Source organism: Streptomyces sp. NPDC043908 (genome assembly GCF_056435525.1).
Genome location: NZ_JBWKEI010000005.1, coordinates 439243 through 445924, shown reverse-complemented (window position 1 = coordinate 445924; position 6682 = coordinate 439243). Strand labels below are relative to the sequence as shown.

6 protein-coding genes are annotated in these 6682 nt (G+C 72.4%); 3 read left to right on the top strand and 3 right to left on the bottom strand.

What is annotated here, in order from left to right:
- A partial coding sequence (locus AC069K_RS14855; RefSeq protein ID WP_478615893.1) for a hypothetical protein occupies positions 1–261 on the bottom strand: 261 nt, incomplete at its 3' end.
- Between the two features lie 301 nt (positions 262–562).
- Here AC069K_RS14855 and AC069K_RS14850 point away from each other — a divergent pair.
- Both AC069K_RS14850 and ptsP read left to right on the top strand, forming a co-directional pair.
- The gene (locus AC069K_RS14850; RefSeq protein WP_478615890.1) at positions 563–1012 is read left to right on the top strand and encodes a PTS sugar transporter subunit IIA; all 450 of its coding nucleotides are present in this window, start codon (positions 563–565) and stop codon (positions 1010–1012) included.
- A gap of 94 nt (positions 1013–1106) precedes the next feature.
- Positions 1107–2777: a phosphoenolpyruvate--protein phosphotransferase gene (ptsP, locus tag AC069K_RS14845; RefSeq protein WP_365109779.1), complete on the top strand. Its 1671-nt coding sequence runs from the start codon at positions 1107–1109 to the stop codon at positions 2775–2777.
- Positions 2778–2936: 159 nt separating this feature from the next.
- On the opposite strand, the gene AC069K_RS14840 is transcribed toward ptsP, so the two are convergent.
- Positions 2937–3896: a hypothetical protein gene (locus AC069K_RS14840; protein WP_478615886.1), complete on the bottom strand. Its 960-nt coding sequence runs from the start codon at positions 3894–3896 to the stop codon at positions 2937–2939.
- A 22-nt stretch (positions 3897–3918) separates the two neighbouring features.
- Positions 3919–5127, bottom strand: coding sequence for an MFS transporter (locus AC069K_RS14835; RefSeq protein ID WP_478615883.1), 1209 nt, complete (start codon positions 5125–5127; stop codon positions 3919–3921).
- 110 nt (positions 5128–5237) lie between these two features.
- Here AC069K_RS14835 and AC069K_RS14830 point away from each other — a divergent pair, with 110 nt between their 5' ends.
- Positions 5238–6560, top strand: coding sequence for an aminotransferase class I/II-fold pyridoxal phosphate-dependent enzyme (locus tag AC069K_RS14830; protein ID WP_478615880.1), 1323 nt, complete (start codon positions 5238–5240; stop codon positions 6558–6560).
- Positions 6561–6682 lie beyond the last annotated feature (122 nt).

The window sequence follows — 6682 nt, the reverse complement described above, 5'->3', positions numbered from 1 at the left end:
TTTGGCACGCTGTTGAGTTCTCAAGGTACGGACGCTTCCTTCGTTCCCGTTTCCGGGCCCTCCGGGCGCTTCCTTCGTTTCCGACTCTATCAGACCGTTTTCCGATCCGATTTCCTCGGTGCTTTCCAGGTATTCGCTTTCGCGCTTTCCCTTTCCGGCGACTCCGACTCTATCAGTGCTTTTCTGTCTCTCCGGCCACTCCGTTTTGCGACGCACGGATGTACCGACGTGGCAGAGCGAGGTGCGGATCAAGATCAGCAAGTGAAGGAGCCTGCCCGTCCCGACCCATTCACGTGAAGTTCACACGGTGCGGTCAGGCGGGACTTAGGACAGTACAGGCCCCGGCGCGGTCGGGGCAAATCGGCCCCGGAGTCCTCGGGGGTCTATGGTCTAGTCCACTACCGCACCGGTCTAGTCCAGTAGTCTCCGTCGGGGAAGCCCGACCCTGGAGTCATACCAGGCGAACCCGGACTTCTTATGACTTACCCTTCTGAAAAGTATGCCGTCACCCAGCAGGTAGTGGCGGTGACGCGAAGAAGCCCCACCCCCTGGGAGGCCATCCATGACCACCGTGACGTCCCCGCTCGCCGGGCGTGCCATCGGACTCGCGGCAGTGCCCGATCCGGTGTTCTCCGGCGCAATGGTGGGCCCCGGTACCGCCATCGACCCCGTGCGAGAGCCCTCGGAGGCGGTTTCCCCCGTCGACGGTGTCATCGTCTCCCTGCACCCGCACGCCTTCGTCGTCGTGGACGACCAGGGCCACGGTGTGCTGACGCACCTCGGTATCGACACCGTCCAGCTCAACGGCGAGGGATTCGAGCTGCTGGTCAACAAGGGCGACACCGTGGAGCGCGGGCAGGCCGTCGTGCGCTGGAACCCGGCCGCCGTGGAGGAGGCCGGAAAGTCCCCGGTGTGCCCCGTCGTGGCGCTGGAGGCCACGGCCGAGTCCCTCTCCGCGCTGGTCGAAAGCGGTGAAGTGAAGGCCGGCGACGCCCTGTTCAGCTGGAAGTAGTTCGGCCCCTCGTCGTGACGCCGCCGTCGTGGAGACGGCGGGTCGGACATCCACCGCGGTGGCGGAGACCGCCGCACCAATCGGAGACGGTGAAATGGAGACAACGCTGCGAGGCGTCGGCGTGAGCCACGGTGTGGCGATCGGCCAGGTCCGGCACATGGGTACCGCGGTCCTGGAGCCGCCGGCCAAGCAGATCCCCGCGGAGGAGGCGGAGCGCGAGCAGGGGCGTGCCCGCAAGGCCGTGGAGGCCGTGGCGGCCGACCTGAACGCGCGCGGCAACCTGGCGGGCGGTGAGGCGCAGGCCGTGCTGGAGGCCCAGGCCCTGATCGCCCAGGACCCCGAGCTGATCGCCGACGTCGACCGTCGCATCGCCGTCGGCAGCACCGCCGAGCGTGCCGTGTACGACGCGTTCTCGCACTACCGCGAGCTCCTCGCGGGCGCGGGTGAGTACATGGCCGGTCGGGTGGCCGACCTCGACGACGTGCGCAACCGCATCGTGGCGCGCCTGCTGGGCGTCCCGATGCCGGGCGTCCCGGACAGCGACGAGCCGTACGTACTGATCGCGCGTGACCTCGCTCCCGCCGACACCGCGCTGCTCGACCCGGCGCTCGTGCTCGGCTTCGTGACCGAGGAGGGCGGGCCGACCAGCCACAGCGCGATTCTGGCGCGGGCGCTGGGTGTCCCCGCGATCGTGGCGCTGCCGGGCGCCGGTGAGCTGGCCGAGGGCACGCTGATCGCGGTCGACGGCAGCACCGGTGAGATCTTCGTCGACCCGAGCGAGGACAAGCGCGCCGAGCTGGAGCGCGCCGCCGCCGAGCGCCGGGCCGCGCTGGCCGCGTCCTCCGGTCCGGGGGCCACCTCGGACGGGCACAAGGTGCCGCTGCTCGCCAATGTCGGCGGTCCCGCCGACGTTCCGGCGGCCGTGGAGGCGGGCGCCGAGGGTGTCGGGCTGTTCCGTACCGAGTTCCTCTTCCTCGACGACTCCGCGAAGGCGCCGTCGGAGGAGAAGCAGGTCGAGGCGTACCGCAAGGTCCTGGAGGCGTTCCCCGAGGGCCGGGTGGTCGTGCGTGTGCTGGACGCGGGCGCCGACAAGCCGCTCGACTTCCTGACGCCCGCCGACGAGCCGAACCCGGCGCTCGGCGTGCGGGGTCTGCGCTCGCTCCTGGACCACCCCGACGTACTGCGGACGCAGCTGACGGCACTGGCCAGGGCCGCCGAGGGGCTTCCGGTGTACCTGGAGGTCATGGCGCCGATGGTCGCGGACCGTACGGACGCCAAGGCGTTCGCGGACGCGTGCCGGGAGGCCGGGCTGCGGGCGAAGTTCGGCGCGATGGTGGAGATCCCCTCCGCCGCGCTCCGCGCGCGCTCGATCCTCCAGGAGGTCGAGTTCCTGTCGCTGGGCACCAACGACCTGGCCCAGTACACGTTCGCGGCCGACCGGCAGGTCGGTGCGGTCTCGCGGCTCCAGGACCCGTGGCAGCCGGCGCTGCTCGACCTGGTCGCGCTGTCCGCCGAGGCGGCCCGTGCCGAGGGCAAGAGCTGTGGTGTGTGTGGTGAGGCGGCCTCCGATCCGCTGCTCGCGTGCGTGCTCACCGGTCTGGGTGTGACCAGCCTGTCGATGGGTGCCGCGTCCATTCCGTATGTGCGCGCGACGCTGGCGAAGTACACGCTCGCCCAGTGCGAGCGCGCGGCGGCAGCGGCCCGTGCCGCGGACTCGGCCGAGGACGCCCGGGTGGCCGCGCAGGCGGTGCTGTCCGGGGAGTGACCCGGGTCCGGCTGCCGCCGCCTCGGCGCGCGGCGGCCGGATGTATGTGAGTGGAGGGGGCTTCCCGTCGGTGAGCGACGGGAAGCCCCCTTCCGTATTCCTCCTCGGTCTCCCGTCCCCCTTCCTCTGTGGTCAGTGGTCCTCACTGGTCGGCGGTCCTCAGTGGTCGGTGGTGGGCTGGTCGAACGGGAATCCCGCCCGGTAGTCCACTCCTGGTTCGGGTGCCACCGGGTCTCCGGTGTCGGCGTCCGTGCAGTACGCGCTGAAGACCTCTCCGGCGGTGAGGGGGTGCAGGGCGCCCTCGTGCAGGCGCCAGCCGTGAACGCGGTCGGGTGCGTCCGCCGCCGTCGTCCGCAGCACCAGGCCTCCCGGACTGTGCTGGGCGATCCCCGCGGCGAGGACGGTGACGAACTCGGCGACGTCCGTCTCGTCGAGCGCGGCCGGCTCGCCGTCGCGGCCTTCGGCGTGGAGCACGGCGATGAGCTGTTCCCGCTCTGCCTGGACGCTGCACACCAGGTGGTGCAGGCCGGGTCCTGCCGCTTCGATGAGGCGCGTGAGGATCGTCGAGGCGCGTTCGAAGGCGGAGCGGCCGATGTCCTGGCCGCATTGGGCGCACTCCCCCAGGTCGGCCAGGAGCAGGGTCGCGTAGTCCCAGGTCGCCTGGCGGACCGCCCTGTTGATGAGCTCGGGCACCAGGCTGTCGATGGGCTGGCCCTGGTAGGGGACGCGGGTGCCCGCTGCCGCGATCTCGGCGGTGAAGCGGCTGCGGCTGTCGGGGGTGTCGGGGTCGATGCCGGTGGCCGTGCAGAACTCGCTGAACTCCTCGGGGTCGAAGAGGGCGACCGTGGTGTGCAGGCCCTGGGCCGCGAAGGAGCGGAGCAGGGCCTCGACCTGGTGGAGGTAGGCCGTGTGGTCGTCGAAGGCGAAGGTCCGGTACCGCGTCATCGCCTCGAAGTCGTACGCGTCGGCCAGCAGGCCCACCGTGCTGGGCATCTCCCTGCGCAGGGTGCGCCGCAGGGCCCGGGCTTTGTGTCCGGGCCGGCTGCCGCGGGGTGAGCGGGTTGAGCGGGTGCCGGTCGTGGAGCCGGCGGATTTCCTGGAGTTGCGGATGTGCGCCATGTTTCCCCCTGAGCGCTGTCGATCAGTGCTCACTCACCGTAACCGGGGGCACTGACAACGCCGGTCGCGGCAACCGGTCCCGGACGAGTCGGTGCTGAACACAGCAGGTCAGGGCGATGGCGGCGCCGAAGGCGGTCCAGCCTATGGGGCCGGTCGCGATGGCCGCGGTGACGGCGAGCGGTCCCGCGCTGCGCTGTGCGGACTGGGCGAGTCCGTGCACGCCGAGGTAGGCGCCCTGGGCCTGTCCGGGGGCCAGTGCGAGGGAGAGTTCCCACGAGACGGTGGCGTGGATCATCTCGGCGAGGGTGAACGCGGCGGCCGAGACGGTCAGGCAGACGCTCGCCACGACGGCGCCGTGGACCGCCGAGGCGGCCATGGCGACGCCCGCGGCGGCGAAGACCGCGGCGAGCGGGAGCAGCAGGCGGTGTGCCGCTCGGGTGGTGGCGCCGAAGCGCGCCAGGGGGACCTGGAGGCCCACCACCATCACGTTGTTGAGCACCATGAGGAGCGGTACGAGGCCGTGGGGCGCGTCCGTGGCGGAGACGGCCCAGAGGGGGATGCCGACTTTGAAGACGGCGTCGTCCATGAAGAGGACGGCCTCGGTCGCCACGTAGGCGAGGTAGGCGCGGTCCTTCCAGGGGTTGCCCGGTCGCGCGGCGGGGGCGGGTTCCTTGGAGGTGGTGACCGTGCGCGAGGGCGAGGGTGGTTCGGCGCAGCGGGCGGTGACCAGGGCGGCGCCGACGAAGGAGAGGGCGTCCCCGGCGAGGAGCCACTGGTAGGCGGCCGTGGTGGCGAGCGCGAGGGCGGCTGCCGCGGCGAGGCCTCCGACGGCCCATCCCGCGTTGGCCAGGGTGCGGCTGACGGCCTGGTAGCGGACGCGGTCGGGACCGGCGACGCGGGCCGCGTACAGCTTGGTCAGCACGTTGGCGGAGCGGTCGCCGAAGCTGCCGACGGCCGAGTAGACCAGCAGGAGCGCGTAGCTGTCGGTGGTGAGCAGGGCGGCCGAGGCGAGCGCGCGCAGGATCTGGAAGACGATGAGCACGCGGGTGAGGGGCAGCCGGTCGGCGAGGCGGCCTCCGAGGGGCGCGCCGGCGATGCCGACGGCGCCGGCGAGGGCGACCAGGGTGCCGACCTGGGCGACCGAGAGCCCCGCCACGTAGGTGAAGTACAGGACGGAGACGGCGGCCCACAGGCCGCTTCCGGTCCGGTCGACGAAGGCGACCCAGAGCATCAGTCGGCCGTCGCGGCCTCCCGGGACTCGTTCCCACGGTGCGGCTCGTCGGCTGCGCAGTGTCACTGCCCCCCTTGACGTGAATTATGTATTGGTACATAGTTCAGTACGTGGCAGCACAATATGCGATCGGCGGTACCTCGGCCAAGGGGATTGCCGCTTCCGTCGAACGGGCCGTCGCCGAGGGCGCCCTGGCGCCCGGCGACACGCTTCCTCCGGTCCGCCGGCTCGCGGAGGACCTGGGCGTCAGCCCCGGCACGGTGGCGACGGCGTACAAGGACCTGCGCGGGCGCGGTGTCGTGGTCACGCACGGGCGGGGCGGGACCGTGGTCGCGGCCGCGCCGTCGGTCGCCTCGCGTCGCCCGCCGAAGGTGCCCGAGGGGCTGCGGGACCTCGCGGGCGGCCACCCCGACCCCGCCTTCCTGCCCGAACTGCCCGCACCGGTGCGGATGACGGCGGGCGCGCGGTCCCACCGCTCGACGCCCCGGCTGCCGCTGCTCGAAGAGCGCGTCCAGGAGTGGCTGGGTGCCGACGGCGTGCCGGCCGAGTCGGTGACCTTCGCCCACGGGGCCCTGGACTGCGTCGCCCGTCTGCTCACCACCGAGCTGCGGCCCGGCGACGCGGTGGCCATGGAGGACCCCGGCTACCACCATCTGCTCGACCTGGTGCAGGTGATGGGGCTGCGTACGGTCCCGGTCGCGGTGGACGACGAGGGGATGCGGCCCGAACCGCTGCGGGAGGCTCTGCGGGCCGGGGCACGGGCCGTGGTGTGCAGCCCGCGCGCGCAGAACCCGTACGGCGGCTGCTTCTCGCGGCGGCGCCGGGACGAACTGGTGGAGGTGCTGCGCGGGGCGCCCGAGGTGCTGGTGATCGAGAACGACCACGCTGCGGAGATCGCCGGGGCGCCCCTGCACACCCTGACCGAAGGCGGGCGTCTGGCGCGCTGGGCGCATGTGCGGACGGTGACGAAGTACCTGGGTACGGACCTGCGGTGGGCGGCCGCCGCCTGCGACCCGGCGACGCTGGCGCGGCACGACGGCCGGCTGCTGCTGACCTCCGGCTGGGTCAGCCATCTGCTCCAGGGCACGGTGCTCGGGCTGCTCACCGACCGGATGGCGGGGGAACTCGTCCATCGCGCGCGTGACGCGTACGGGGAGCGGCGGCGCGCCCTGACGGACGAGCTGGAGCGGCGCGGGATCCCCGCGCACGGGGCGAGCGGGATGAACCTGTGGGTGCCGGTGCGGGACGAGTCGGCGGTGGTGAACGGGCTGCGCTCGCGCGGGTGGTGGGTGGCCGCGGGGGCGCGGTTCCGGATCACCTCGGGGCCGGGCGTCCGGATCACCTCGGCGGGCCTGGAACCGGCGGAGGCGGTCCGGCTGGCTTCGGACTTCGCCGAGGTGCTGGGCGAGTCCGAGGCCACGTACGGAGGATGACGGGCGGAAGCCGGTGGGGTGAGGGGCGGGGGGGGGGGGGGGGGGGGGGGGGGGGGGGGGGGGGGGGGGGCGGTCCCGGTTGTGCTTGTTGTGGGGTCCCTCTTTCGGCTCCGGCAACCATC

Excerpts from the sequence above, each read along its gene's own strand:
- AC069K_RS14850 (WP_478615890.1), top strand. The coding sequence starts at position 563 with ATGACCACCGTGACGTCCCCGCTCGCCGGGCGTGCCATCGGACTCGCG.
- ptsP (WP_365109779.1), top strand. The coding sequence starts at position 1,107 with ATGGAGACAACGCTGCGAGGCGTCGGCGTGAGCCACGGTGTGGCGATC.
- AC069K_RS14840 (WP_478615886.1), bottom strand. The coding sequence starts at position 3,896 with ATGGCGCACATCCGCAACTCCAGGAAATCCGCCGGCTCCACGACCGGC.
- AC069K_RS14835 (WP_478615883.1), bottom strand. The coding sequence starts at position 5,127 with ATGCTCTGGGTCGCCTTCGTCGACCGGACCGGAAGCGGCCTGTGGGCC.